The sequence below is a fragment of the Streptomyces sp. NBC_01478 genome, from assembly GCF_036227225.1.
Lineage (GTDB): Bacteria > Actinomycetota > Actinomycetes > Streptomycetales > Streptomycetaceae > Streptomyces.
Genome location: NZ_CP109444.1, coordinates 8,162,104 through 8,185,671 on the forward strand (window position 1 = coordinate 8,162,104; position 23,568 = coordinate 8,185,671).

The 23,568-nt window shown below is 70.1% G+C and carries 19 protein-coding genes; 13 read left to right on the top strand and 6 right to left on the bottom strand.

What is annotated here, in order from left to right:
• Window positions 1-9: 9 nt before the first annotated feature.
• Together OG223_RS37080 and OG223_RS37085 are read right to left on the bottom strand one after the other, a co-directional pair.
• Window positions 10-2,958 carry a tetratricopeptide repeat protein gene (locus tag OG223_RS37080; RefSeq protein WP_329258300.1) on the bottom strand — a complete coding sequence of 983 codons (2,949 nt, stop codon included), beginning with the start codon at window positions 2,956-2,958 and terminating at the stop codon, window positions 10-12.
• On the bottom strand, window positions 2,958-4,784 hold the full coding sequence (locus OG223_RS37085; RefSeq protein ID WP_329258303.1) for an HSP90 family protein: 1,827 nt from the start codon (window positions 4,782-4,784) through the stop codon (window positions 2,958-2,960). Before OG223_RS37085 ends, OG223_RS37080 begins: the two co-directional genes overlap by 1 nt.
• A gap of 169 nt (window positions 4,785-4,953) precedes the next feature.
• Between OG223_RS37085 and recG the strand changes: the two genes are divergently transcribed.
• The 8 genes from recG (at window position 4,954) to mutM (ending at window position 12,321) form a co-directional block, all read left to right on the top strand.
• Window positions 4,954-7,173 (top strand): ATP-dependent DNA helicase RecG, encoded by a 2,220-nt coding sequence (gene recG / locus OG223_RS37090; protein ID WP_329258305.1) that lies wholly within the window; start codon window positions 4,954-4,956, stop codon window positions 7,171-7,173.
• A gap of 106 nt (window positions 7,174-7,279) precedes the next feature.
• On the top strand, window positions 7,280-7,867 hold the full coding sequence (gene rsmD, locus OG223_RS37095; protein WP_329258307.1) for a 16S rRNA (guanine(966)-N(2))-methyltransferase RsmD: 588 nt from the start codon (window positions 7,280-7,282) through the stop codon (window positions 7,865-7,867).
• A complete protein-coding gene (coaD, locus tag OG223_RS37100; RefSeq protein ID WP_329258309.1) occupies window positions 7,864-8,373 on the top strand; it encodes a pantetheine-phosphate adenylyltransferase in 510 nt (169 codons plus the stop codon). Before rsmD ends, coaD begins: the two co-directional genes overlap by 4 nt.
• 99 nt (window positions 8,374-8,472) lie before the next feature.
• On the top strand, window positions 8,473-9,561 hold the full coding sequence (locus OG223_RS37105; RefSeq protein WP_329258312.1) for an ATP synthase F0 subunit B: 1,089 nt from the start codon (window positions 8,473-8,475) through the stop codon (window positions 9,559-9,561).
• Between the two features lie 134 nt (window positions 9,562-9,695).
• Window positions 9,696-10,349, top strand: a complete 654-nt coding sequence (locus OG223_RS37110; protein ID WP_329258315.1) for a YceD family protein — start codon at window positions 9,696-9,698, stop codon at window positions 10,347-10,349.
• 2 nt (window positions 10,350-10,351) lie between these two features.
• Window positions 10,352-10,525 (top strand): 50S ribosomal protein L32, encoded by a 174-nt coding sequence (gene rpmF, locus OG223_RS37115; protein ID WP_015657589.1) that lies wholly within the window; start codon window positions 10,352-10,354, stop codon window positions 10,523-10,525.
• Window positions 10,526-10,544: 19 nt separating this feature from the next.
• Complete coding sequence (gene rnc, locus OG223_RS37120) at window positions 10,545-11,387, top strand: ribonuclease III (RefSeq protein WP_443073780.1); 843 nt, start codon at window positions 10,545-10,547, stop codon at window positions 11,385-11,387.
• Window positions 11,388-11,466: 79 nt separating this feature from the next.
• Window positions 11,467-12,321: a bifunctional DNA-formamidopyrimidine glycosylase/DNA-(apurinic or apyrimidinic site) lyase gene (gene mutM / locus OG223_RS37125; protein ID WP_329258319.1), complete on the top strand. Its 855-nt coding sequence runs from the start codon at window positions 11,467-11,469 to the stop codon at window positions 12,319-12,321.
• 43 nt (window positions 12,322-12,364) lie between these two features.
• On the opposite strand, the gene OG223_RS37130 is transcribed toward mutM, so the two are convergent.
• Together OG223_RS37130 and OG223_RS37135 are read right to left on the bottom strand one after the other, a co-directional pair.
• Entirely contained in the window at window positions 12,365-12,766 is a 402-nt protein-coding gene (locus OG223_RS37130; RefSeq protein WP_329258322.1) for a winged helix-turn-helix transcriptional regulator, read from the bottom strand.
• An 81-nt stretch (window positions 12,767-12,847) separates the two neighbouring features.
• Window positions 12,848-14,107 (bottom strand): CAP domain-containing protein, encoded by a 1,260-nt coding sequence (locus OG223_RS37135; protein WP_329258325.1) that lies wholly within the window; start codon window positions 14,105-14,107, stop codon window positions 12,848-12,850.
• Between the two features lie 155 nt (window positions 14,108-14,262).
• Between OG223_RS37135 and OG223_RS37140 the strand changes: the two genes are divergently transcribed.
• The 4 genes from OG223_RS37140 (at window position 14,263) to OG223_RS37155 (ending at window position 20,593) form a co-directional block, all read left to right on the top strand.
• Window positions 14,263-14,544 (top strand): acylphosphatase, encoded by a 282-nt coding sequence (locus OG223_RS37140; protein WP_329258328.1) that lies wholly within the window; start codon window positions 14,263-14,265, stop codon window positions 14,542-14,544.
• Between the two features lie 392 nt (window positions 14,545-14,936).
• Window positions 14,937-15,140 carry a hypothetical protein gene (locus tag OG223_RS37145; RefSeq protein WP_329258332.1) on the top strand — a complete coding sequence of 68 codons (204 nt, stop codon included), beginning with the start codon at window positions 14,937-14,939 and terminating at the stop codon, window positions 15,138-15,140.
• A 216-nt stretch (window positions 15,141-15,356) separates the two neighbouring features.
• Window positions 15,357-18,962: a chromosome segregation protein SMC gene (gene smc / locus OG223_RS37150; protein ID WP_329258335.1), complete on the top strand. Its 3,606-nt coding sequence runs from the start codon at window positions 15,357-15,359 to the stop codon at window positions 18,960-18,962.
• Window positions 18,963-19,171: 209 nt separating this feature from the next.
• Window positions 19,172-20,593, top strand: a complete 1,422-nt coding sequence (locus tag OG223_RS37155; RefSeq protein WP_329258337.1) for a sugar porter family MFS transporter — start codon at window positions 19,172-19,174, stop codon at window positions 20,591-20,593.
• A 78-nt stretch (window positions 20,594-20,671) separates the two neighbouring features.
• Here the strand turns inward: OG223_RS37155 and OG223_RS37160 are convergent, their stop codons facing one another.
• Together OG223_RS37160 and OG223_RS37165 are read right to left on the bottom strand one after the other, a co-directional pair.
• Complete coding sequence (locus tag OG223_RS37160; protein WP_329258340.1) at window positions 20,672-21,031, bottom strand: hypothetical protein; 360 nt, start codon at window positions 21,029-21,031, stop codon at window positions 20,672-20,674.
• Between the two features lie 70 nt (window positions 21,032-21,101).
• Window positions 21,102-22,073: an LLM class flavin-dependent oxidoreductase gene (locus OG223_RS37165; RefSeq protein ID WP_329258342.1), complete on the bottom strand. Its 972-nt coding sequence runs from the start codon at window positions 22,071-22,073 to the stop codon at window positions 21,102-21,104.
• Window positions 22,074-22,239: 166 nt separating this feature from the next.
• Between OG223_RS37165 and ftsY the strand changes: the two genes are divergently transcribed.
• Window positions 22,240-23,442 (top strand): signal recognition particle-docking protein FtsY, encoded by a 1,203-nt coding sequence (gene ftsY / locus OG223_RS37170; RefSeq protein WP_329258343.1) that lies wholly within the window; start codon window positions 22,240-22,242, stop codon window positions 23,440-23,442.
• The last annotated feature ends 126 nt before the right edge of the window (window positions 23,443-23,568 follow it).

The following is a 23,568-nucleotide window of genomic DNA, read 5'->3' on the forward strand; positions in this document are numbered from 1 at the left end:
CCGGGAGGGCTACTCCTGTGCCGTCTGCTCCTCCATGAGCTGGAGGAGCTGCTCGGCCTCGGCACGACGGGCCCGTACCGTCTCGTCGCCGTCGTCGGCACCCTCGTAGGCCTTCAGCACGCCACGCGCGCGTGTGGCCGCGTCGGCGGGGCGGCTGAGGTCGGCCTCCAGCCAGCCCGCGGCGAGTTCGGCGCCGGTGCGGGTGTGCACCGCGCCGTCCCCGAGGGCGGCGAACACGGTGACCGCCTCCGCGGTCTGTGCCAGGGCGTCCTCGAACGCGGCCTGTATCGCGGTGTCCTCGGCCTCCTCGGCGACGGAACGGGCCAGCAGCTCGCCGAACTGCCGGTGGGTGTGGCCCAGTTCACCGGTGAGCCGCTGCCGCGCCTCCTGGTCGTCCGTCACGAGCAGCGCGGCCTCGCACTCCTCGATCGCGCCCGCCATCAACTCCCGCGCCCGGTCCAGGCCCCGGTCCGCGCGCAACGCCAGCCACGCGCGGGCGCGCAGCGAGCGGACGAGCCCGTGCACGTTCCCCAGGGACCGCCACAGGTCGCCCGCGCGCTCGTACGCCTGGTCCGCCTCGGCGGGCAGCTCCGCGTGGCCCAGCGACTCGGCGGCGAGATGGGCGAGCGTCGCGTGGTCGTTCTGCTCGGGCCAGTGCCGGGCGATCTCGGCCGCCTGCAACCGCCGTTCGGCAGCCGCCCGGTGCTCGCCCAGCTCGCTCAGACAGTCGCCGAGCCACCACTGCGTCTGGACGATCGCGCCGTCGCCGTGCGTCTCGGCGCTCAGGTCGGGCAGCGCCGACTCCAGCACCTCGGCGGCCTCGGCCCAGCGCCCCTGGCGCAGCAGGAAACCGCCGAGCTGGTGCCGTGCCCAGGCGCCCAGCGTCGGGCCCTCGCCCGCCTCGTCGGACCAGTGCGCGGCCTCCAGGGCGTGCTCAGCGGCCTCCTCGGACCGTCCCCGGCCGCCGAGCACCTCGGCGAGCTGGAGATGCAGTTGAGCCCGTCCTGGCGCCTCCAGATACGGCCCACCGTGCTCCAGGGCCGCCCGCAGCGCCCGCTCCGCCTCCGCGATGTCGCCGAGGTGATGGGCGAGCCCGGCCAGCCGGGCTTCGTACTCCACCGCGAACCACGGCAGCCCCGCGACCACGAACGCCGTCGACGCCTGCGAGAACAGCCGGACGGCCGTCTCCAAGTCCCCGCCCCGCACCGCGAGTTCGGCCAGCATCGCCTGCCCCTCGGCACCCCGGGCGGCCAGCCGGACATCGGCCACGTCACCCGGAAGGGGCTGCCCCTCGACGAGGGCCAGCACTTCCCGTACGGCGGCCTCGGCGGCGGCCAGGTCCTCGGCACCGGGGGTGTCCTCGGGGGACTCCCCGTGGACCCTCCGCATCAGGACGCGCGCCCGGCTCATCAGCACGGCCGCCGTCTGCCGTACGCCCGTGCCGTCCTCGGAGTACAGGGCGAGCACCGCGTCGTACGGCTCGACGATCGTGGCGAGGGCCTCGTCGATCTCGCCCGTGAGAGCGCGTACGTACGCTCCACGCGCGCGTGCCGCCCACGCCTCCCCGGGGTCGCCCGCCTCCGTGAACAGCTCGGCCGCGCGCTCGAAGAGGGCGAGGCCCTCGGGGCCCCGGTCCATCGCCTGGTGGTCGGCGATCTCCGCGCGGTCACGGGCGGACAGCTCGACGCCCTCGGCGGCACGGGAGACGGCCAACCAGGCCTCTACGGCGTGCGGTTGCAGCGTGTCCGACAGCCGTCGCGCCTCCGTGAGAAGTTCGGAGAGGTCCTTCTCCGGGGCCCGCTCCGGGACCGCCGTGCCCGGCACGGGTGCCGTGGCCGGCCGGCCCGCCGAACGCACTCCCAGGGGCAGTCGTTCCACCAGGGGCCGCTGGTCCATACGCGCGCGTGCCCCGTCGCCGACGTGGGTCGTGCCGTTGCGCTCGTCGAAGCGGGCGGCCAGCGCGAGGGTCTCCACGCGCGTGTGGACGGCGAGTTCGCGTGCGGTCCACGCCCGGCCCGTCGGCCCGGGCACCTGCTGGTCGCCGAGCCCCAGTTCGGTCAGCCGGTCCATCAGCAGGGTCACCACGGACAGGAAGTCCAGCCCGCTGCGCGGGTTCCCGGAGTCCGTGAAGTACGCCGGACGCTCCGCGAGCAGCTCAAGACCGCGCGCCTCGTTGCCGCTCAGGGCGCAGAACTCCACATGGTCCGCGTACGCGCCCCGCATGCTCTCCATGGGCCGTACGAGACGGAAGCCCCGAAGGTGATGCGCGCGCGCCTCGTCGGCCCGGCCCAGGCGCAGCAGCGGGGCCAGGGAGGACGCGAGGACGGTGTGCGGCTCGTGGGCGCAGGTGAACTCGCCCTCCAGGACCGGCTGCCACAGCTCCAGCGCCTCGGCGTCCCGCTCCCGCTGCACCTGCCACTCGCCCTGGCTGTGCAGCTCGCACGCGTGGCAGTCGGCCATGGTGTCCCGGTCGGCGGCCAGCCACGCCGCGTACGCCCGCTCGGCCCGCGCCAGGTCCCCCACGTGCGAGGCGACGCTGAACTCGGCGCTGCGCACGGCCCGTTCGGAGTGCCCGGCCAGTTGGTAGCGGTGCTCCATCTCGCCGAGCCACTTCTCGATCGACGCGAGCGGGATGTGCGGCTGGCCGAGCATCCCGGACGACATCCACTTGAAGACCCAGTGCAGCGAGTGGACCTCGTACTCGTCGAAGTCCTCGGGCCGCTCGTCCCACATGCGCAGCAGGCGCGCGAAGGGGACGAACATCTTGTCCTTCTCGGAGCTGTAGTTGTAGACCTTCAACTGATGCCCGAGCGCCTCGATCACCGCGAGCGGGATGTCCAGCTTCTCGGCCTCGGCGAGCAGTTGCTCCGCGCGCGCGTTGCGGGCCGGTCCCTCCGGCTCCTCGGAGTTCTCCGCCATCGCCCGGCGCAGCGCGTCGAAGTCCGTGATCCCTGCCATCAGTGGTCGCCCTCCCCGTGTGTGGCCCACTCCAGGAGGCCGATGAACGCCCGGTTCAGCAGTGCCGAATCGGCGGGGCGCAGGGGTCGCTGCGCCATCAGGAGTGCCTGCCCGTAGAGCGACTCCGTGGCCGTCCCGATCAGGTCCCGGTCCCCCAGCGAACTGATGCGCCGGATCAGCGGGTTGAGATGGTTGAGCACGAGACGCGCGCGTGGAGCACTGCCCCGCAGCGAGCCCAGGATGCCCGCCCACAGGTCGTCGGCCTGCTCCTCGGCCTCCGCGCGGGCCTGCTCGTGCCGGGCCGAGCGGTCGTCCAGGTGCAGCGCGGGCACCGACAGCGGATGGAACGCCCGGAGGACGACATCACACCCCAGGGGGTCCAACTTGGCCCGCGCGGCGGCAAGGAAGTCCGCCAGCGCCAGCTCCTCGGCCGGGTCGACCGAGTCCAGGTGCGCGGTCACGGTGTCCGAGTCCAGCTCGGCGACCACCGTCCCCGGGCGCACCGACGGCAGCGCCTCGACCAGCTCGCCGTCGTAGGTGTAACCGCCGTTGATCACCCCGATGCCCTGCGCGGACGCGATCGGGGCGACCTGCCGGTACTCCTCCACGGTCCGCGTGAAGTGCACCACCGGGTGCCGCTGCGCGAACTCCTCCAGGGACACCCGTCCGTCGGTCGTCTCGAAGGGGAGCCACGGCAGCATCGTGCGCAGCATCTCCTTGTCGTGCCGCGCCAGGGACTTCACCCCCAGGTGGTGCACCGACAGGAACGCGGCCAGCCGCTCCGGATCGCCCGCGGCCAGCCCGGTCAGCCAGGAACGAATCCTTTCCCCGAGCGCCTCCCGTACGGCGGCCAGCGTCTCGTCCTCGTACAGCGACTCGCGCGAGGCCGTGGGCCGCAGACTGTCCGTGTCCAGCACACAGCGCACGAAGAACGCCCAGTCGGGCAGCAGTTGTTCGGCCCGCTCGGTCAGCAGCATGCCCTTGAGGTGCACCCGGTGACTCGCCCGCTGCGCCGGACTCACGGCACCGGGAAGGACGTAGGCCACCCCCCGGATCCCCGCGAGCGGCACGGAGAGATCGATCGAGTCCAACGGCGTGAACCCGAACAGCTCGTGACAGTGCCGGGCCAGCGCCACCCGCCGGGTGCTGGGACTCGGGTACGGCCGGTCCCACGGCGCGGGCAGATCGGTGATCGCCTCGCCGTCCACCCGGACGTCGTAGGGCAGCAGCGCCCCGAAGTCCCGCGCCAGCGCGAGGACCCGCTCCTGGGAGAGCCACTCGCCGGCCCCGGCGCGCGCCACCAGGTGCACGGTGGTGCCCGGTTCGGCGCGCTCGGAGTCGGGCAGGGTCCGCACGGTGTACGACCCGTCGTCGGTCGCCGTCCACTCCACGGGCGGCGCGTCGGGCGTACGGGCGCTGCGGCTGACGACCCGGATCCGCTCGGCGACCACGAAACAGGCCAGCAACCCGATGCCGAACTGCCCGAGGAAGTCGGAGCGGGCCTCCTGGAGGCCGTCGGCGCGCTTGGAGCTACGGCCGATCGTCGCGAGGAGGTTGTGCACGTCCGCCTCGGTGAGCCCGACACCGGAGTCCTCGACGCGCAGGGTGCTGCCCTCGACGTACAGGCGCACGAGGGCAGGGGAGTCGGGCTGCTCGGCCCGGCGGGCGGTGATCGCGTCCACCGCGTTCTGCAGCAGTTCGCGCAGATAGACCTTGGGGCTGGAGTAGAGGTGATGGGAGAGCAGGTCCACCAGACCGCGCAGGTCGACCTGGAACGTATGAGGTGACTGGGATGCCTGGGATGACTGTGAGGTCTGGGAGTCCATCGTCGCAGCGCCGAGGTGGGGGAGGTGCGTTCGGCGCGGGGGTCGGGCGGTCCCTGTGAGGCGGTGACCGCGGGGGGATGGCCGGAGCACGCCATCCTAGGCCGCGAACGACCCGCCTGACCAGGACTTTCGCAAGACGTATACGGCATTGTCAGTGGCGTGGTGTGCAATGGATCTCGTGCCCGCACTGGAAGAACCACTAGAACAGCCATTGAAAACAGTGCTCGGCCCCGCCACCGCGAAGGTGATGGCCGAGCATCTCGGCCTGCACACCGTGGGCGACCTCCTGCACCACTATCCGCGCAGATACGAGGAGCGGGGCCAGCTCACGCACCTCGCCGACCTGCCGATGGACGAGCACGTCACCGTGGTTGCCCAGGTCGCCGACGCCCGCCTGCACACCTTCGCGTCCAGCAAGGCCCCCCGGGGCAAGGGCCAGCGCCTCGAAGTCACGATCACGGACGGCAGCGGCCGGCTCCAACTCGTCTTCTTCGGCTCGGGAGTTCACAAACCCCACAAGGAACTCCTGCCGGGCACACGCGCGATGTTCGCGGGCAAGGTCTCGGTCTTCAACCGCCGCCTGCAACTCGCGCATCCGGCATACGAGTTGCTGAAGGGCGACGCGGAGGAGACGGTGGAGACCTGGGCGGGCACCCTGATCCCCATCTACCCCGCCACCGCCAAACTGGAGTCCTGGAAGATCGGCAAGGCCCTCCAGACAGCCCTGCCCAGCGCCCAGGAGGCCGTCGACCCCCTCCCGGACTCCCTCCGCGAGGGCCGCGGCCTGGTCTCCCTCCCGGAAGCCCTCCTCAAGATCCACCGCCCCCACACCAAGGCGGACATCGCCGCGGCCCGCGACCGCCTCAAGTGGGACGAGGCCTTCGTCCTCCAGGTGGCCCTCGCCCGCCGCCGCCACGCCGACGCCCAACTCCCGGCCGTAGCCCGCGAACCGTCCCCCGACGGCCTCCTCACCGCCTTCGACGACCGCCTCCCGTTCACCCTCACGGACGGGCAGGTGAAGGTGTCCAAGGAGATCTTCGACGACTTGGCGACGGAACATCCGATGCATCGGTTGTTGCAGGGGGAGGTGGGCAGCGGCAAAACCATGGTCGCGCTCCGCGCCATGCTCGCGGTCGTGGACGCCGGCGGCCAGGCCGCGATGCTCGCGCCCACCGAAGTCCTCGCGCAGCAGCACCACCGCTCCATCACCGAGATGATGGGGGAGCTGGCCGAGGGCGGGATGCTGGGCGGGGCCGAGCGGGCCACCAAGGTCACGCTGCTCACCGGCTCGATGGGGACGGCCGCCCGCCGCCAGGCCCTCCTCGACCTCGTCACCGGCGAGGCCGGGATCGTGATCGGCACGCACGCGTTGATCGAGGACAAGGTCCAGTTCCACGACCTGGGCCTGGTCGTGGTCGACGAACAGCACCGCTTCGGCGTGGAGCAGCGCGACGCCCTGCGCGGCAAGGGCAAGCAGCCTCCGCATCTGCTCGTCATGACCGCCACCCCCATCCCGCGCACGGTCGCCATGACGGTCTTCGGCGACCTGGAGACCTCCGTCCTCGACCAACTCCCGGCGGGCCGCTCGCCGATCGCCAGCCATGTCGTCCCCGCCGCTGACAAGCCGCACTTCCTGGCCCGCGCCTGGGAGCGGGTCCGCGAGGAGGTGAGCAACGGCCATCAGGCGTACGTCGTCTGCCCACGCATCGGCGACGAGGACGACGACCCCAAGAAGGCCGGCAAGAAGAAGTCCGCCGAGGACGAGGCGGAGAAGCGCCCGCCGCTCGCCGTCCTCGACATCGCTGCCCAGCTCGCCAAGGGCCCGCTCCAGGGGCTGAGGATCGAGGTGCTGCACGGCCGTATGCACCCCGACGACAAGGACGCCGTGATGCGCCGCTTCGCCGCCGGGGACACGGACGTCCTCGTCGCCACCACCGTCATCGAGGTCGGCGTCAACGTGCCCAACGCCACGGCCATGGTGATCATGGACGCCGACCGCTTCGGCGTCTCCCAGCTCCACCAGCTCCGCGGCCGAGTGGGCCGAGGCTCGGCGGCCGGCCTCTGTCTCCTGGTCAGCGAGATGCCCGAGGCCAGCCCGGCCCGCCAACGCCTCAACTCCGTCGCCTCCACCCTCGACGGCTTCGAACTCTCCCGCATCGACCTCGAACAGCGGCGCGAGGGCGATGTGCTGGGACAGGCGCAGTCCGGTGCCCGCACTTCCCTCCGGGTGCTGTCGGTCATCGAGGACGAGGAGGTCATCGCGGAGGCGAGGGAGGAGGCGACGGCGGTGGTGGCGACCGATCCGGAGCTGACGGCACTTCCCGGCTTGCGGACAGCCCTGGATGCCCTCTTGGACGAGGAGAGGGAGCAGTACTTGGAAAAGGGCTAGCGGTGATACCCCAGGCGCGCGGGGCTGTAGTCCATATGCGGCTACCGCCGCGCGAGCGCGACCAGCCACAATGAAACCTGAAGCCGCCCACGATCAAGGACCCAAGATGACCCGCGTGATCGCCGGCGAAGCCGGCGGACGTCGACTCGCCGTCCCGCCCGGCACCGGAACCCGCCCCACCTCCGACCGCGCACGCGAGGGCCTCTTCTCCACCTGGCAGTCCCTCCTGGGCACCCCCCTGAACGGCGAAAGGGTCCTGGACCTGTACGCCGGCTCCGGAGCCGTGGGCCTCGAAGCCCTCTCCCGCGGCGCGAGCCACACCCTCCTCGTCGAGGCCGACCCGAAGGCCGCCCGCGTCATCAGGGAGAACGTCAAGAACGTCGGCCTCCCCGGCGCCGAGGTCAGGGCGGGCAAAGCCGAACAGATCGTCCAGACGCCGGCGCCGACAGACCCGTACGACATCGTCTTCCTCGACCCGCCGTACGTTGTCCCAGATCACGATCTTCGGGAGATTCTCCTCACACTCCGGTCGGGGGGCTGGCTCGCGCCGGACGCGCTCGTCACCGTGGAGCGCAGCACCAGAGGCGGCGAATTCGGGTGGCCGGACGGATTCGACGCGATCCGGGCCCGTCGCTACGGCGAAGGGACCTTTTGGTACGGTCGCGCCGCCTCTACGTGCGAAGACGCACGATGACCGGACCGGAGAGCGAGGGAACTCAGTTGCGCCGCGCCGTTTGTCCGGGGTCGTTCGACCCCATCACCAATGGACACCTCGACATCATCGCCCGTGCCTCCAGGCTGTACGACGTCGTGCACGTCGTCGTGATGATCAACCAGTCGAAGAAAGGCATGTTCACCGTCGACGAGCGGATCGAGCTGATCCGCGAGGTCACCGCCGAGTTCGGCAACGTCCAGGTCGAGGCCTACCACGGCCTGCTCGTCGACTTCTGCAAGCAGCGCGACATCCCGGCCATCGTCAAGGGCCTGCGCGCGGTCAGCGACTTCGACTACGAACTCCAGATGGCCCAGATGAACAACGGACTGTCGGGCGTCGAAACCCTGTTCATCCCGACCAGCCCCACCTACAGCTTCCTGTCGTCCTCGCTGGTCAAGGAGGTCGCGCAGTGGGGCGGCGACATCTCCCACCTGGTGCCGGCCGTCGTCCTGGAAGCGCTCACGGAGCGGCTCGGCAAGAGCTGAGGGACTGACAGTGCGTCACCCGGTGTCGGGCGGGGCGGGAGTGGTCGTACAGTCGACCCGTCCGTCTCCAACACGTCGGTAGAGAGTGGCGAGCACACGGTGGACGTGCAGAAGAAGCTCGACGAGATCGTCGCCTCGGTCTCCAGCGCCCGGTCCATGCCCATGTCGGCCTCGTGCGTGGTCAACCGCGCCGAGCTGCTCACGCTGCTCGAAGAGGTGCGCGCGGCCCTGCCCGACTCGCTGGCGGAGGCGCAGGAGCTGATCGGCGGCCGGCACGAGATGGTCGAGCAGGCCCGCCAGGAGGCCGAGCGGATCATCCAGACCGCGCACGCCGAGCGCGGCTCGCTGATCTCCGACACCGAGGTCGCCCGCCGCTCGCAGAACGAGGCCGACCGCATCCTCGCCGAGGCCCGCCAGGAGGCCGAGGAGGTCCGCGCGGAGGCCGACGACTACGTCGACTCCAAGCTCGCCAACTTCGAGGTCGTCCTCACCAAGACCCTCGGCTCGGTCGGCCGCGGCCGCGAGAAGCTGCTCGGCACGGGCCCCGGCATCGACGACCAGGGCTACGAGGACGAGGACGCCCCCGAGCGCAGCCACGACCCCGAGACCCTGCGCCGCGACGCCGACGCGTACGTGGACGTCAAGCTCGGCGCCTTCGAGGCGGTCCTCGCCAAGACCCTGGAGGCCGTGGGGAAGGGCCGGCAGAAGCTGCACGGCCGGCTCGCCAGCGACGACCTCGGGGCCCTCGCCCTCGACGACGACGGCAACCAGGTCCAGCACACCAGCGACGCCGACTACCTCGCCGACCTCGCCACCGTCACGGACACCCCGGTCTCGGCGACCCCGCTCCAGCCCGAGCAGCAGGACTACGCCCCGCAGGCGGCCTACGACTACCAGCAGACCGCCCAGCAGCAGGATCCGTACGGCTATCAGCAGCAGGGCTACGCCCAGCCCCAGCAGCAGGACCCCTACGGGTACCAGCAGGCGGACCCCTACGCCTATCAGGGCTACGACACCGGCCAGCAGCCCGTGTACGACCCGAACCAGATGCAGCAGGCCCAGCTCGACCAGCAGGGGCAGCAGACCCAGGGGCAGCAGGGCTACGCCCTCGACGAGACCAGCCTCTTCGACACCGGCATGATCAGCGCGGAGCAGCTGCGGGCGTACGAGCAAGGTCGAGGCCTGTAAGGATCCACCGGATTGGGCCGTGAGCGAAAGGTCCAGTATCCTGGCTCTTCGGTCGCGTGTACGTCCGCGATCAACGCTGCCCGGAAGCACCGAAGGGCGGCGTCCTCTTGAGCTCAGCAGACCGAAAGACAGGGATGGCTCTGAACGCCCGCCTCGACCACCGCAACCCACTCGTGTTCGACACTCACGAGCTGGGTCGGCGTCCCGGTGCGCAGCAGCGCCTGAACCGTTCGATCGAGGCTCCCAAGGATCTCGGGATCCAGGGAGTCATCGGAGTGCCGGAAGGCGCCCCGATGGAGCTCGACCTCCGCCTTGAGTCGGTCATGGAAGGGGTGCTTGTCACAGGCACCGCCCGTGCAACGGCCAAGGGGGAGTGCGTAAGGTGTCTGGAGCCGCTTGAGCTGTCGCTCGAAGCGGACTTCCAGGAGATGTTCTCGTACCCTGACGCCGACGACCGTGGCCGTGTGAAAGCGGAACCGGTCGACGACGCCGAGGAAGACGAGGACATGCTCTTCATCGAGGACGGCTTGTTCGACCTCGAGCCCGTGCTGCGCGATGCGGTGGTGCTCGCACTGCCGATGCAGCCGGTGTGCCAGGACGACTGTCTGGGCCTGTGCTCCGAGTGTGGAGTGCGGCTCACGGACGACCCGGACCACCACCATGAAGCCGTCGACATCCGTTGGGCGGCACTGCAGGGACTCGCCGGTTCACTCGAAGACGGCGAGAAGGACGAGATCAGTGGCGAAGCGCCCCGACCGGCGCGCGCCAACGAGAAGCAGGAGAAGTAGCCGTGGCTGTTCCGAAGCGGAAGATGTCGCGCAGCAACACGCGCCACCGCCGGTCGCAGTGGAAGGCTGCGGTCACCCCTCTGGTTGCGTGCGAGCGCTGCCACGAGCCCAAGCAGCAGCACATCGCGTGCCCGTCTTGCGGCACGTACAACAAGCGCCAGGTCCTCGAGGTCTGAGCGGCTGGTGAGAGGCTCCATGTCTGACGTCAAGGCGGACTCAATCGCCAAGAACCAGGCGGACACGGCCTCGTCCCCCACGCTGTTGGAAGGGCGGCTCGGGTATCACCTCGAGTCCGCCCTTCTGGTGCGTGCGCTGACCCACCGTTCGTACGCGTACGAGAACGGCGGTCTGCCGACGAACGAGCGGCTGGAGTTCCTCGGGGACTCCGTGCTCGGCCTCGTCGTCACGGACACGCTGTACACGACCCACCCCGACCTGCCCGAAGGCCAACTGGCCAAGCTGCGGGCCGCGGTGGTCAATTCTCGTGCGCTGGCGGAGGTCGGTCGCGGTCTGGAACTCGGCTCCTTCATCCGGCTCGGCCGCGGTGAAGAGGGCACGGGTGGCCGGGACAAGGCGTCCATCCTCGCCGACACCCTTGAAGCGGTGATCGGCGCGGTCTATCTCGACCAGGGCCTCGACGCGGCCTCCGAACTGGTGCACCGCCTGTTCGACCCGCTCATCGAGAAGTCCTCGAACCTCGGTGCCGGCCTGGACTGGAAGACCAGTCTCCAGGAGCTCACCGCGACCGAAAGCCTCGGCGTGCCCGAGTACCTGGTCACGGAGACCGGCCCCGATCACGAGAAGACCTTCACTGCTGCCGCCCGCGTCGGAGGCGTCTCGTACGGCACCGGCACCGGCCGCAGCAAGAAGGAGGCGGAGCAGCAGGCCGCCGAGTCCGCCTGGCGGTCCATCCGGGCCGACGCGGACGAGCGCGCCAAGAAGGCGAAGGAGGCGGCCGAACAGCCCGCCGAGCTCACCACCGAGGCCGCTGAGCAGCCTGCCGAGGAGAGCGCCGACCCTTCGTCGGCGTCCGCCTGACCGAACAGCACGACCCGAGCGCCCGTCCCCGAGTGGGGCGGGCGCTCGGATCGTTCACCCGTCACCAGCAGGGGATGCCATGCCCGAGTTGCCCGAGGTCGAGGTAGTCCGGCGAGGTCTGGAGCGGTGGGTCGCCCAGCGCACCGTCGCCGATGCCGAGGTGCTGCATCCGCGTGCGGTACGACGTCATGTCGCCGGCGCCGACGACTTCGCGCACCGGCTCAAGGGGCATCGCATCGGCACGCCGAGCCGGCGCGGCAAGTACCTGTGGCTGCCGCTGGAGGACACCCACCAGGCGGTGCTGGCCCACCTCGGGATGAGTGGTCAACTCCTCGTCCAGCAGCACGAGTTCCCCGACGAGAAGCACCTGCGCATCCGGGTCCGGTTCGCCGACGGCCTGGGCACCGAACTCCGCTTCGTCGACCAACGCACCTTCGGCGGGCTGTCGTTGCACGACACCACCCCGGACGGACTGCCGGACGTCATCGCGCACATCGCGCGTGACCCCCTGGACCCGTTGTTCGACGACGAGTTGTTCCACCAGGCCCTGCGCCGCAAGCGCACGACCATCAAACGGGCCCTGCTGGACCAGTCGTTGATCAGCGGGGTCGGCAACATCTATGCGGACGAGGCCCTTTGGCGGGCCCGCGTCCACTACGAACGCCCGACCGCGAGCTTCACCCGCCCGCGCACCGCCGAACTCCTGGGCCACGCACGGGACGTGATGAACGCGGCCCTCGACGTGGGCGGCACCAGCTTCGACAGCCTGTACGTCAACGTGAACGGGGAGTCGGGCTACTTCGACCGCTCGCTCGACGCGTACGGCCGCGAGGGCCTGCCGTGCCGGCGCTGCGGTACGCCGATGAAGCGGCAGGCGTGGATGAACCGCTCGAGCTACTTCTGCCCGAAGTGCCAGAGGGCGCCCAGGGGTTAGAGGTCGCCGAGGGGGCAGGGGGGCGCCGAAGGGCTCCCGGGTCTCAGAGTGCGCCGCGTGTCTCGTCGTAGCGCGTGCGGGCCGCGAGGACGTCACCCATGCGGGACTCCACGAAGTCGACGAGCCCCATGAGGCGTTCGGCGACGCCGTGGCCCAGGGGGGTCAACTCGTAGTCCACGCGCGGTGGGTTGGTCGGCTGGGCCTCGCGGTGGACCAGGCCGTCGCGCTCCAGGGCGTGCAGGGTCTGCGAGAGCATCTTCTCGCTCACGCCGTCGACACGGCGCCGCAGTTCGTTGAAGCGCAGCGAGCCCTCGTGCAGCGCGCACAGGGTGAGTCCGCCCCAGCGGCCCGTGACGTGCTCCAGGGTGCCTCGGGAGGGGCAAGCCCTTGCGAAGACGCTGTACGGGAAGTTCTGCTCCTCCGTACGCTCCTGGGTGGTGTCCATATCCCAAGCGTACGCGAACGCAGCGCTAACCAGAAGGGAGCACTAACCGTTGGTTAGCGCTCCCCGTCGTGGTCGGGCGGACTAGTACCCGAAGTCCTGCGTCCACCACGGGCCGTCGGTGCCGAAGTGCACACCGACGCCCAGGGTCTTGAAGTCGCAGTTGAGGATGTTGGCCTTGTGGCCCGCGCTGTTCATCCAGGCGTCCATGACCGCGGCCGCGTCGGCCTGGCCGCGGGCGATGTTCTCGCCGCCGAGGTTGGTGATGCCGAGCTTCTCCGCCCGGTCCCACGGGGTGGCCCCGCTGGGGTCGGTGTGGTCGAAGAAGTCCTCGGCGGCCATCTGCTGGCTGAAGTTCTCGGCCAGCGTGGTCAGCGAGCTGTTGGCGGCCACCGGGCTGCAACCGACGAGTGCCCGCTGCTCGTTGACGAGCTTGAGCACCTCGGCCTCGGCGGTGGCCTCCGCGGAGACCGTCACGGGCGTGTCGGCGGACTGCGTGGGCGTCGGGGTGGTGGGCTTCGCCGAGGGAGCCTTGGTCGTCGGCTCCTCGGTCGGGGTGGCCGCCGGCTTCTTCGCCGGGGCTTTCGTGGCGGGCGCGGTGGCGGACTTGGTCGGAGCCGCCGAGGGCGAGGCCGCGCGGTCCGCGTCACGGCTCGTGGACGAGCCGTCGTCGCGGGACTGCGCGCTGCCGGACGTACCGCCCTGCTCGGTCGCCGAGTTGCTCGGCGAACCGGCGGCCTGCACCTTGTCCGAGCCGCCGCCACCGCCGAGCTTGTAGTTGTCCAGCCCCGGCATCGCACCGGTGGCGACCGCCACCGTGCCGATGGCGACCGCGGCGGAGACACCCAGCAGGCCGGACTTGACGGCCGGCGGCACGCTCTTGCGCTTACGACGGCGCCCACGGCCCGAGCGCGAACCGTCGCCCCGGGCAGAGGCACCGGCCGCCTCGGGGAAGACCACGGCGTAGTCCTCCGGGGTGGCGAAGAGATAGGCCTCGCTCTTGAGGCTGGACTCGGCCTTCAGCCGGGTCTCCGCCCGCAGCCGGGCTTCGCTCTTCGGCGGGACCTCGTGGTTCGTGTGCACCTCGCGGACCCGGTGGTCCGCGGGGGACTGGTGGTTCTGGTGGAACTCGGCGGGGCCCTCCGGGTGGAGATAGGGCGCCATGCCGATCGTCGAGCCGTCGGCCGGGTTCCAGTCGAAGCGGTCGTTCCGGTCGGAGCGGTCGTTCCAGTCGTACGAGTCATGCGGGTCGTAGCCGCTCGTGTATGAGCCGTGCGTCTCTGTGACCCCCGTGGCGCGGCCCGTGGCGGCGCGGCCGGCGGCGGAGCGTCGGTGGCGTCCCATGTCCTTGCCTTTCGTCCTTGCGGTCAACTCGTCCGTGCGGTGACCCAGCTCACTCGATCGAGTGAGTTTCATATGAGATTCATTGGGGCGGACGGTACCGCATGGCGCGAGGGGAGCAAGTGTCCAGAGAGACATTGGCCGGTTAGGTTGCAGCCATGAGCGAGGATGTGCGGTTGGTCGCCTGGGTGCGAGGGCGTGTGCAAGGTGTGGGTTTTCGGTGGTTTACCCGTGCCAAAGCTCTGGAGATCGGCGGCCTGAGTGGTTTTGCTCTCAATTTGGGCGACGGACGCGTGCAAGTGGTCGCGGAGGGATCGCGCGAGGGCTGCGAAGGACTCCTCGACTGGCTCCAGGGGTACGACACGCCCGGCCGCGTGGATGGCGTCACCGAGATCTGGGACACACCTCGCGGCGGTTACGACGGCTTCGCGATCCGCTGAGCACAATCTGCGAAACGGTGTAAAGCGGCCCTGGCGGAAGCGGAGGGACATGCCACCGGCACCTGCCCACAGCAGAAATGACCTGGTGGTTGCCAAGAACGGCGCGCTCTGGCAGGCTCCCCAGCTAAGAATGATCGCCACACCTGGAGAGGCCCCGCAGGAGTCGCAACGCCGCCCGGTCAGGGCCGCGTGCCCCCGGGTTGCCGCCAATACGGGGCGTGATCGTGTTGACCGTCAAACTTTTTGGTGAGACTCTGAAAGCCCCGCGCACCTTAGCTGTTTGGCATGGAAGAACAGCAGAGCAACACTCAAGACTGTCAAGCACCGCGGGTGCGATTCCCTCACGACCCACACCGCTTCGGTCGGTCACTCAGTGTGGAGGACCATCCATCATGGCAAAGGCGCTTCTCGGTTACGTCGGCGGTTCCGACCCGCGACTCCTCGCCGAGATGCGACGGCTCCAGCAGCGCGTCCAGGACCTGGAATCCGAGCTCGTTCGGATCCAGGAAGAGAACGACGCGCTGACGGCTGCCGCAACTCACGATTCGCTTCTCGAGAGCATCGACGTACGCCAGGCTGAGCCCGCGCTCACCTGATCACTGCGACGCACCATGACAAACAGTGGCTGGGCTGCCCGCTTCAACCGCTGAGTTGTCAGAGTTTGCAAGGGACGCTTCGGCGTCCCTTCTTTCTTTCCCCCGCATGCCTCCACCCTCTTTAACGTTTGGTGTGCCCTGCACGTTCAAGGGCGAAACCGCGGGGAACCGGACGTTCATGGAGAGAGCGAGCAGCGGAAGGTAGAGTCCAGCGGCGTGCACCTCAAGGCCCTGACCCTCCGAGGGTTCAAATCGTTCGCCTCGGCGACCACGCTCCGGTTCGAGCCGGGAATCACGTGCGTCGTCGGTCCGAACGGCTCGGGCAAGTCCAATGTCGTGGACGCGCTCAGTTGGGTCATGGGCGAACAGGGCGCCAAGTCGCTGCGCGGCGGCAAGATGGAGGACGTCATCTTCGCCGGCACCACCGGCCGCCCCCCGCTGGGCCGCGCCGAGGTGTCCCTGACCATCGACAACTCCGACGGGGCGCTGCCCATCGAGTACGCCGAGGTCACCATCACGCGGATCATGTTCCGCAACGGCGGCAGCGAGTACCAGATCAACGGCGACACGTGTCGCCTCCTCGACATCCAGGAACTCCTCTCCGACTCCGGCATCGGCCGTGAGATGCACGTCATCGTCGGCCAGGGCCAGCTCGACTCCGTCCTGCACGCCGACCCCATGGGCCGCCGCGCCTTCATCGAGGAAGCGGCCGGAGTCCTCAAGCACCGCAAGCGCAAGGAGAAGGCGCTGCGGAAACTGGACGCGATGCAGGCCAACCTCGCGCGCGTGCAGGACCTCACGGACGAACTCCGCCGCCAGCTCAAGCCCCTGGGCCGGCAGGCGGCGGTCGCGCGCAGGGCCGCCGTCATCCAGGCGGATCTTCGGGACGCGCGCCTGAGGCTGTTGGCCGACGATCTCGTACGACTGCGCCAGGCGCTGAACACCGAGATCGCCGACGAGGCCGCCCTGAAGGGGCGCAAGGAGGCCGCCGAACTGGAGCTGCGCAAGGCGCTCCAGCGCGAGGGACTCCTGGAGGACGAGGTACGGCAGCTCACCCCACGCCTCCAGCGCGCCCAGCAGACCTGGTACGAGCTGTCCCAACTGGCCGAGCGGGTGCGCGGCACGATCTCGCTGGCCGACGCCCGGGTGAAGAGCGCGACATCGGCGCCGCCCGAGGAACGCCGGGGCCGCGACCCCGAGGACATGGAGCGCGAGGCCGCCCGGATCCGCGAACAGGAGGCCGAGTTGGAAGCGGCTTTGGAGGCGGCCGAGCACGCCCTGGAGGACACGGTCGCCCACCGCTCCGAACTGGAACGCGAACTCACCGCCGAGGAACGGCGGTTGAAGGACGTGGCCCGTTCCATCGCCGACCGCCGCGAGGGCCTCGCCCGGCTCAACGGCCAGGTCAACGCGGCCCGTTCACGCGCCGCCTCCGCCCAGGCCGAGATCGACCGCCTCGCCTCCGCCCGCGACGAGGCCCAGGAGCGCGCGGCCACCGCACAGGAGGAGTACGAGACCCTCCAGGCCGAGGTGGACGGCCTGGACGCCGGCGACGCGGAACTCTCCGAGCAGCACGAGGAGCTCAAGCGCCAACTGTCCCAGGCGGAGGCCGCGTTGACGGCAGCCCGCGAGGCGTCCACAGCGGCAGAACGCAAGCGAGCCGCCACCCAGGCCCGCCACGAGGCACTGGCCCTGGGCCTGAGGCGGAAGGACGGCACGGGGATACTGCTCGGCGCACGGGACAGGCTCACCGGAATCCTGGGGCCCGCAGCGGAGCTGTTGACGGTGACCCCGGGCCACGAGACAGCCCTGGCGGCGGCCTTCGGCGCGGCGGCGGACGCGATCGCGGTGACGACCCCGGCGTCGGCGGCGGACGCGATCAGACTGCTGCGCAAACAGGACGGAGGCAGGGCGGCGCTGCTGCTGGCAGGGGGCGTTGACCATTCAACGCCGGGCACCGGGGCGCCCCAAAGGGGCGCGGGGAACGGCGCGACCAGCCACGACGAGCCCGCAGACGACAGACTGCCCTTCGCCGCTGATTTCGTCCGCGCCCCCGCCGACCTCATGCCCGCGGTCCGCCGCCTCCTCCACAACATCGTCGTCGTGGACACCCTCGAAGACGCCGAACAACTCGTATACACACACCCTGAGTTGACCGCGGTGACCGCCGAAGGCGACCTGCTCGGCGCCCACTTCGCCCACGGCGGCTCCGCCGGCGCACCGAGCCTCATCGAAGTCCAGGCCTCCGTGGACGAAGCCGCCGCCGAACTCGAAGAACTGGCCGTCCGCTGCGAAGAGTTGGCCGCAGCCCAGCAGTCCGCAGGCGAGCGACGGAAGGAATGCGCCGCGCTCGTCGAGGAGTTGGGGGAGCGCCGCCGAGCCGCAGAGCGCGAAAAGTCGGCCGTGGCGCAGCAGTTGGGGCGGTTGGCCGGCCAGGCTCGCGGGGCCGCCGGAGAAGCCGAGAGGTCAACCGCGGCGGCGGCACGGGCACAGGACGCACTCGACAAGGCCGTAGAAGAAGCCGAAGTGCTCGCCGAACGGCTGGCCGTGGCTGAGGAGATGCCGGTCGAGGAGGAGCCCGATACCTCCGTGCGGGACCGGCTTGCCGCTGATGGGGCCAATGCTCGGCAGACCGAGATGGAGGCGCGGCTTCAGGTCCGGACCCACGAGGAGCGGGTCAAGGGGCTTGCCGGGCGCGCCGATTCGCTCGATCGTGCCGCCCGAGCGGAGCGTGAGGCTCGGGCGCGGGCGGAGCAGCGGCTCGCGCGGTTGCGGCACGAGGCCGCCGTAGCCGAAGCCGTCGCCTTCGGGGCGCGGCAGTTGCTCGCGCACGTCGAGGTGTCCCTCGTGCGCGCCGACGAGGAACGCACCGCCGCCGATGCGGCCAAGGCGCGCCGTGAGCAGGAGCTGACCGCCGCCCGCAACCAGGGGCGCGACCTCAAGGGCGAGCTCGACAAGCTGACCGACTCGGTGCACCGCGGTGAGGTGCTCGGTGCCGAGAAGCGGATGCGGATCGAGCAGTTGGAGACCAAGGCGCTGGAGGAGCTGGGAGTCGAGCCCGCGGGGCTCGTCGAGGAGTACGGGCCGCACCAGCTCGTGCCGCCCTCGCTCGCCGCCGAGGGCGAGATCCTGCCCGACGACCCGGAGGACCCGCGCAACCAGCCCCGTACCTTCCACCGCGCCGAGCAGGAGAAGCGGCTCAAGTCCGCCGAACGGGCGTACCAACAACTCGGGAAAGTGAACCCGCTCGCGCTGGAGGAGTTCGCGGCGCTGGAGGAGCGGCACAAGTTCCTCAGCGAGCAACTGGAGGACCTGAAGAAGACCCGCGCCGACCTGCTCCAAGTGGTGAAGGAGGTCGACGAGCGCGTCGAGCAGGTCTTCACCGAGGCCTATCGGGACACGGCCCTTCAGTTCGAGGGTGTCTTCAGCCGGCTGTTCCCGGGTGGCGAGGGCCGGCTGATCCTGACCGATCCCGACAACATGCTCACCACGGGCGTGGACGTCGAGGCCCGCCCGCCCGGCAAGAAGGTCAAGCGGCTCTCCCTGCTCTCCGGCGGGGAGCGGTCCCTCACCGCCGTGGCACTCCTGGTGTCGATCTTCAAGGCGCGGCCCAGCCCGTTCTATGTGATGGACGAGGTCGAGGCGGCGCTCGACGACACCAACCTCCAGCGGCTGATCCGGATCATGCAGGAGCTGCAGGAGGCCTCGCAGCTCATCGTGATCACCCACCAGAAGCGCACGATGGAGGTCGCCGACGCGTTGTACGGCGTCTCCATGCAGGGCGACGGGGTCTCGAAGGTCATCTCGCAGCGCCTTCGCTAGACCCTCACGAAGCGTTCAAGTGTTGAACGCCAGGCGACTACCTGCGACGTCGAACGTCACAACAGACCCCCTGTTGACTTCGAAACTTGAAGGCATAGTCTCTTCAGCGTTGCTTTTACCTTCAGGTGGTGGGCAGCCGGAAGCTGTGCGCCACTGGAAGGGTCGCCCCCCCACCCCGGCAGCGACGCCGGTGGCCCCAGGAGTTACACGTGACCAGCACTGCGCAGGCACCTCAGTCAGGAGCCGGGTCGGCTCATCCCGAACATCTCGGGCACGTCATCTTCATCGCGGCGGCGGCCGCGATGGGCGGCTTCCTCTTCGGCTACGACAGCTCCGTGATCAACGGCGCCGTCGAGGCGATCCGCAGCCGCTACGACATCGGCTCCGCGGCCCTCGCCCAGGTCATCGCGATCGCCCTGATCGGCTGTGCGATCGGTGCCGCGACCGCCGGCCGCATAGCCGACCGCATCGGCCGTATCCGCTGTATGCAGATCTCCGCGGTGATGTTCACGATCAGTGCTGTCGGTTCGGCGCTGCCCTTCGCGCTCTGGGACCTCGCCTTCTGGCGGATCGTCGGCGGCTTCGCCATCGGCATGGCCTCCGTCATCGGCCCCGCCTACATCGCCGAGGTCTCCCCGCCCGCCTACCGCGGCCGGCTCGGCTCCTTCCAGCAGGCCGCGATCGTCATCGGTATCGCGATCTCGCAGTTGGTCAACTGGGGTCTGCTGAACGCCGCCGACGGCGACCAGCGCGGCAAGCTCATGGGCCTGGAGGCCTGGCAGGTCATGCTCGGCGTCATGGTGGTCCCGGCCGTCCTCTACGGCCTGCTCTCCTTCGCGATCCCCGAGTCCCCGCGCTTCCTGATCTCCGCGGGCAAGCTGGGCCGCGCCCACGAGGTGCTGCGTGAGGTCGAGGGCGACGACATCGACCTGGACGCCCGCGTCGCCGAGATCGAGCACGCGATGAAGAGCGAGCACAAGTCGACCTTCAAGGACCTGCTCGGCGGTGGCGGCTTCTACTTCAAGCCGATCGTCTGGGTCGGCATCGGCCTCTCGGCCTTCCAGCAGCTCGTCGGCATCAACGTCGCGTTCTACTACTCCTCGACGCTGTGGCAGTCGGTCGGCGTCGACCCCACGGAGTCGTTCTTCTACTCCTTCACGACGTCGATCGTGAACATCATCGGCACCGTGATCGCCATGATCTTCGTGGACCGCATCGGCCGCAGGCCGCTGGCCCTCATCGGCTCGGTCGGCATGGTCGTCGGTCTCGCGCTGGAGGCCTGGGCCTTCTCCTACGACCTCGTCGACGGCAAGCTGCCCTCCGCGCAGGGCTGGACCGCGCTGATCGCGGCCCACGTCTTCGTCCTCTTCTTCGCCCTGTCCTGGGGTGTGGTGGTCTGGGTCTTCCTCGGCGAGATGTTCCCGAACAAGATCCGCGCCGCCGCCCTCGGCGTCGCCGCCTCCGCGCAGTGGATCGCCAACTGGGCCATCACCGCGAGCTTCCCCTCGCTGGCCGACTGGAACCTCTCCGCGACCTACGTGATCTACACGGTCTTCGCCGCGCTCTCCATCCCGTTCGTCCTGAAGTTCGTGAAGGAGACGAAGGGCAAGAAGCTGGAGGACATGGGCTGACCCGGCCCTCCCCACAAGCTCGGGGAGACGGGCTCCATCCCCCGCCGCCCGTCCCCCCGAAACCACCCCACCCCTCAGTCACCAGATGAGGACGCCGCCGCCGATCTCCCGGGCCCGGAGAGCGGCGGCCTCGATGTTGTCCAGGCGGCTCTCGACCAGGTCGGGACGCTCACCGACCGCCGCGGCGACAGCCTCCAGATGCTCCCGCAGCAACGCGAGCTCACGCAGGAAGTCCGGTACGTCCGAGGCCTCGACGTACAGGTCGCTGGAGGCCAGCACGGGAAGGTACGCGCAGCCCAGCGAGCGCACGGGCGCCGAACCCCACACGGTCTCCCGCCAGTTCTCGAAGCCGGCCGAGTCGTTGCAGCCCTCCGGAACGTCGAGCACGTTCCACTGGCCGTCCGCGTCACGCAGGAACACATCCACAGCCAAGGTCATGACCGCAGTGGACCACCGGTGGAGCGGCCGGTCCACCGGTTGCGGGTAAAGGTCACTCTCCGAGTCGGGGTCACTCCCCGAGCCGCGGCAGCACCCGCTCCGCGAACAGCCGCAGGCTGCGCCATCCCTCGTCCACCGGCATCCCGCCCGACAGCGGATGCAGTACGAGATTGTCGAGCCCCAGCGCCACGCACTCGTCCGGCGTGAGGATCCGGTAGACGCCCTCCGCGCGCAGCTCCGCCACGGTCGTGGCCCCCGACTTCACCGCCGAGCGGATCTCCCCGGACTGCCAGGAGGCGTACGTCCGCGCCTCGTGCAGGAAGTGCGCGCCGTACTCGGCCCAGGCCCGGTCCGGGTCCTCGGCGATGTGCAGCAGCGGGGTCTCGGCCCCCGGCATCATCGTCCAGCCCTCGGTGCCGTACTCCACGAGCCGGTCCTTGTAGTACGCCTCCAGGTCGGGAAGGTGCGCACTGGGGAAGAACGGCAGACCCAGCCGGGCGGCCCGGCGCGCTGCGGCCTTCGAGGAACCGCCGACCAGCAGCAGGGGGTGCGGGTCGGAGAAGGGGCGCGGGGTGACCCGTACGGTACGGCCGCGGTACTCGAACTCCTCGCCGGACCACGCCTTCAGGACGGTCTCCAGCAGCTCGTCCTGGAGCAGGCCCCGGCGCTTCCAGTCCACGTCGAACTGGGCGTACTCCTCGGGCCGGTAACCGATCCCGGCCACGGTCACCAGCCGGCCGCCGCTCAGCAGATCGAGCACGGCGATGTCCTCGGCCAGCCGGAGCGGGTCGTGCAGCGGGCCGATGACCGCCGAGACGGTCACCGCGATGTGCTTGGTCGCGCCGAACACCGCGCCCGCGAAGGCGAAGGGCGACGGCATCCAGTTGTTGGCGACGCCGTGGTGCTCCTCCGTCTGCACGGTGGTGATCCCGTGCTCGTCCGCGTACGCGGCCATCTCCAGGGCGGCCCGGTAGCGGGCGCTCAGCGAGGCGGGGGTCGCGCCGGGTTCGACGAGGTTGAAGCGTACGACCGAGACGGGCATGGGAGGTCCCCCTTCGTGTGTGGTGGGGGACGGTAGCTGACGATATGTCAGATGGCCATGACTACGACCGTCCGGGACCGTCGGCGGGGACCGGGTCAGGGGGGCGACTCCCCGGCCGCGCCCGCGCTGGGCCCCGGCGAGACCCATGGCTGATACTGGGTGGGTTATGGAAACCGTCATCCTTGCTGTAGTCATCGCCGTGGTCGTGCTCGGTGCGCTCGGCGGGCTCGTCGTCGGCAGCCGGCGCAAGAAGCCGCTGCCCCCGCCGCCCACCTCCGTGCCCGACATCACCGCCCCGCCGGCCGAGCCGCACGTCGGCGACGAGGCCGAGACGCCGCGCGACGAAGCGCGCCGGACGATAGAGGAGGTGGATCTTCCGGACGGTTCGGCCCCGGTCGCCGTCGAGGAACCCCCCGTACCGGATGTTCCCGAGCTGGATGTTCCCGAGCCGACCGCCGGACGGCTCGTCCGGCTGCGCTCGCGGCTCTCCCGCTCGCAGAACGCGCTCGGCAAGGGGCTGCTCGCGCTGTTGTCCCGCGAGCACCTCGACGAGGACACCTGGGAGGAGATCGAGGAAATCCTCCTCACCGCCGACGTCGGCGTGGCCCCCACCCAGGAACTCGTCGACGGGCTGCGCGAGCGTGTGAAGGTGCTCGGCACCCGCACCCCGCAGGAGCTGCGCACCCTGCTCCGCGAGGAGCTGCTCAAGCTGGTCGGCACCGATGTCGACCGCACCGTGAAGACCGAGCCCGAGGACCGCAAGCCCGGCATCGTGATGGTCGTCGGGGTCAACGGCACGGGCAAGACCACCACCACCGGGAAGCTGGCCCGGGTGCTCGTGGCCGACGGCCGTACGGTCGTGCTCGGTGCCGCCGACACGTTCCGGGCCGCCGCCGCCGACCAGTTGCAGACCTGGGGTGAGCGGGTCGGTGCCCACACCGTGCGTGGGCCCGAGGCCGGGGATCCCGCCTCCGTCGCGTTCGACGCGGTGAAGGAGGGCAAGGAGATGGGGGTCGACGTCGTCCTCATCGACACGGCCGGGCGGTTGCACACGAAGACCGGGCTCATGGACGAGCTCGGCAAGGTCAAGCGGGTGGTGGAGAAGCACGCGCCGCTCGACGAGGTGTTGCTCGTCCTCGATGCGACCACCGGGCAGAACGGGCTGGTGCAGGCGCGGGTCTTCGCCGAGGTCGTCGACATCACGGGCATTGTCCTGACCAAGCTGGACGGTACGGCCAAGGGTGGCATCGTGATCGCCGTGCAGCGTGAACTGGGCGTACCGGTGAAGCTGATCGGGCTGGGTGAGGGTGCGGATGATTTGGCGCCCTTTGAGCCGGAGGCGTTTGTTGACGCCCTTATCGGCGAGTGATGCGTGGTTTGTTTGCTGCGGGTCGGTGGGGGCTGGTCGCGCCCACGCGGCGGAGCCGCACATGTCACAGCCCCGCGTCCCTGAAGGGCGCGCTGTAATCGCCCCTCTTCCAAGAAGTGCCCGTCC

Coding starts and splice junctions, on each gene's coding strand:
- OG223_RS37160 (WP_329258340.1), bottom strand. CDS start 21,031: ATGACCTTGGCTGTGGATGTGTTCCTGCGTGACGCGGACGGCCAGTGG.
- OG223_RS37145 (WP_329258332.1), top strand. CDS start 14,937: ATGGCAAAGGCGCTTCTCGGTTACGTCGGCGGTTCCGACCCGCGACTC.
- rnc (WP_443073780.1), top strand. CDS start 10,545: ATGTCTGACGTCAAGGCGGACTCAATCGCCAAGAACCAGGCGGACACG.
- OG223_RS37110 (WP_329258315.1), top strand. CDS start 9,696: ATGGCTCTGAACGCCCGCCTCGACCACCGCAACCCACTCGTGTTCGAC.
- ftsY (WP_329258343.1), top strand. CDS start 22,240: ATGGAAACCGTCATCCTTGCTGTAGTCATCGCCGTGGTCGTGCTCGGT.
- OG223_RS37085 (WP_329258303.1), bottom strand. CDS start 4,784: ATGGACTCCCAGACCTCACAGTCATCCCAGGCATCCCAGTCACCTCAT.
- OG223_RS37140 (WP_329258328.1), top strand. CDS start 14,263: ATGAGCGAGGATGTGCGGTTGGTCGCCTGGGTGCGAGGGCGTGTGCAA.
- rsmD (WP_329258307.1), top strand. CDS start 7,280: ATGACCCGCGTGATCGCCGGCGAAGCCGGCGGACGTCGACTCGCCGTC.
- OG223_RS37080 (WP_329258300.1), bottom strand. CDS start 2,958: ATGGCAGGGATCACGGACTTCGACGCGCTGCGCCGGGCGATGGCGGAG.
- coaD (WP_329258309.1), top strand. CDS start 7,864: ATGACCGGACCGGAGAGCGAGGGAACTCAGTTGCGCCGCGCCGTTTGT.
- mutM (WP_329258319.1), top strand. CDS start 11,467: ATGCCCGAGTTGCCCGAGGTCGAGGTAGTCCGGCGAGGTCTGGAGCGG.
- OG223_RS37135 (WP_329258325.1), bottom strand. CDS start 14,107: ATGGGACGCCACCGACGCTCCGCCGCCGGCCGCGCCGCCACGGGCCGC.
- OG223_RS37165 (WP_329258342.1), bottom strand. CDS start 22,073: ATGCCCGTCTCGGTCGTACGCTTCAACCTCGTCGAACCCGGCGCGACC.
- recG (WP_329258305.1), top strand. CDS start 4,954: ATGGATCTCGTGCCCGCACTGGAAGAACCACTAGAACAGCCATTGAAA.
- OG223_RS37130 (WP_329258322.1), bottom strand. CDS start 12,766: ATGGACACCACCCAGGAGCGTACGGAGGAGCAGAACTTCCCGTACAGC.